The sequence below is a fragment of the Commensalibacter sp. Nvir genome, from assembly GCF_963921845.1.
Lineage (GTDB): Bacteria > Pseudomonadota > Alphaproteobacteria > Acetobacterales > Acetobacteraceae > Commensalibacter.
Genome location: NZ_CAWUGZ010000076.1, coordinates 1 through 2,266 on the forward strand (window position 1 = coordinate 1; position 2,266 = coordinate 2,266).

Consider the following 2,266-nt stretch of genomic DNA (forward strand, 5'->3'; position numbering starts at 1 on the left):
GTTCATGTAATGGCTGGCGTTACGCATCCATTGCTTCCAGATTTGTTTTTTAGACGCTTGATTGATATTCATGACCCCACTTTGCGAGTGGGTGGGATGGTAAAAATCGTTAATCATCCTAAGCTCTGTGTCGCTCATTAAGGGGCTAAAATCGCGTAGAATTAACGTATCCAAATCCATATAAAAGATTGATTGATTGCCAATGATTTTATGTTTGGAGTTAAAGAGTTCCATCTTTGACCACCAACCCGGAAACTGATGATAGAAGGGATATGTCTTGACATTGGGAATATACTCGGCATCGGTTAAGCAGATCGCATCATATCCAAAGTGTCGTAATTGCCGGTGCAAGAATACTGCCTGACGCAGCTGATACTCTTTACTGATTTTTAGGACGGTAACAACTAATGGCATAAGTTCTTAAAATGGATTCTTTGATAAATCCCATTTTGAATTAATAGCTTAACTTAATTTTATAAAAAAATAAAAATAGAACTTGATAAAGCACAATAATTAAAATTCTAACTAAATTTCAAAAAACTGCTTTCATATCGTTCTCATTTAAAACTAATAAACGGTAAAATTTTTATGCATTGAATAGTGGACTTACTACAATCGCCAATCCGTTCATGATGAATAAGATCTATTCAATCTAATTAGGTTTTATCATCATTATTTAAAAAAACTGTATATTAATATTATGTTTTTTTTAAAATAAAAACTTAAAACAAATAAGTAAGCAAGAAGCTGGATTTTGCTTTAACTCATAACATATTGATAATATCCTTATTTTATGAATAACGTATTCTTTAATACCAAGCAAAACCCAGTAAAAATATTGTCACAAAACTAAACTTGATTAAAATATACAATGACTATTCATCGTTTCTATATCCAATACCTGTAATATTGTGGTTACCATCAACTTCTATAGAAACTTTTCTGTTTAATAAAAAAGCATCATTAACTGCTTTAGCCCTAGCTGCTTCAGTTGCTGGATTAATTTGCACACAATAAATATTATCTGATAAATCTGAGCTCTGAAATATATAATTTGTATATGCATATTGAGTGATATCAATTATATCTGTAAAATGACCTTGATGTGCTCCTAATGGTAAATTTGCAGGACAAGTAAGGGTAGAAGCAAATGAAGCCGTTGATAATGCAAAAAAGGATATTGACAACAATAAAGTTTTTTGCAAAGTGTTTTTTATATTCATAATATATTCCTTGATGTATATGAAAATTTCAATAAATTGACTTATTAAAAATTATTTTTGCTTAAATGAGACCTGCTGCATCTAAAGCAGCATTGTAATTAGGAGTATAACCACTGCATTCGTAGTTGAAATCACTTCCCTGTTTTTGTACAGATGATTTGATTGAAAAATTTTGCGATGTTCTTAATCTATATTTTCCATTTACATACTCCCAATTTGTTGAATCTAATGTGTATACGCTTCGACGAGCAGCTATTGCTGTTAAATCAGTTCTAATTGAACTCAGTACATTTTCATTGCCATTGATATAAAGAATCATATTTTCATAAGTTCTATATAAACGATCAAAATCTTGACTGCCTATAACCACATCTGCGTGATTTTCGAATCCTTCTCCTGGATCATCAGAACGGTTATTAGGACCGATGAATAAGTTACCGGGCAGCCATACATAAAATTGTTCAAGTGTGTCAAACCCAGGAGCCATTCTTGTTCCAGAACCCCTTGCAGTACCATAACCCATTGATAAAGCTAGATCTCCGGCCTGTATCAAATCTGGACCTATTACAGAACAATCTAATCTACTCGCTCCAGCATAAAGATGTAAGTTATCTGCAACTACTCCCAAAAAACTCCTAATATTGTGAAAATCATTTCTTTGCGAAACCGTATTAAAAAATGATCGTAATACATTAAAAGGAATAATATGATGCCTAGATACTTGTATCTGTATAGTCACTCCCAGTACCAGAAGCTGTTAAATCTTGATTATAATTCGCTAAAGCAGGGTATGGAGCTGAAGGTCGAGCTCCAATAGTTAATTCATAACTACCCGCTGGTAAAACTGTTGGAAGAGTTTGAGAAAATGCCAGCGTTGGAAACATAATCATATTTCCAAGCAGACCAAATAATAATAATCGTTTTTTAACCTTTTTAAATAACATAAAGTCCTCATGTAATAATAAATAATAAATAATTTTATTTATTATTATTTCATTTTTAAATTAAATTTAACCTTAATAAAATACTATTAAAGTAAATCT

Annotated in this window: 4 protein-coding genes; all 4 read right to left on the reverse strand. The window is 31.4% G+C overall.

The window, feature by feature from the left end; all coding sequences use genetic code 11:
* The coding region (locus AABE15_RS05260; RefSeq protein ID WP_338330236.1) for a hypothetical protein at window positions 1-414 on the reverse strand (414 nt) is incomplete at its 3' end.
* 461 nt (window positions 415-875) lie between these two features.
* Complete coding sequence (locus tag AABE15_RS05265) at window positions 876-1,223, reverse strand: hypothetical protein (protein ID WP_338330237.1); 348 nt, start codon at window positions 1,221-1,223, stop codon at window positions 876-878.
* 61 nt (window positions 1,224-1,284) lie between these two features.
* Window positions 1,285-1,776, reverse strand: coding sequence for a hypothetical protein (locus tag AABE15_RS05270; protein WP_338330238.1), 492 nt, complete (start codon window positions 1,774-1,776; stop codon window positions 1,285-1,287).
* Between the two features lie 160 nt (window positions 1,777-1,936).
* Window positions 1,937-2,107 carry a hypothetical protein gene (locus tag AABE15_RS05275; RefSeq protein ID WP_338330239.1) on the reverse strand — a complete coding sequence of 57 codons (171 nt, stop codon included), beginning with the start codon at window positions 2,105-2,107 and terminating at the stop codon, window positions 1,937-1,939.
* Between the last annotated feature and the right edge of the window lie 159 nt (window positions 2,108-2,266).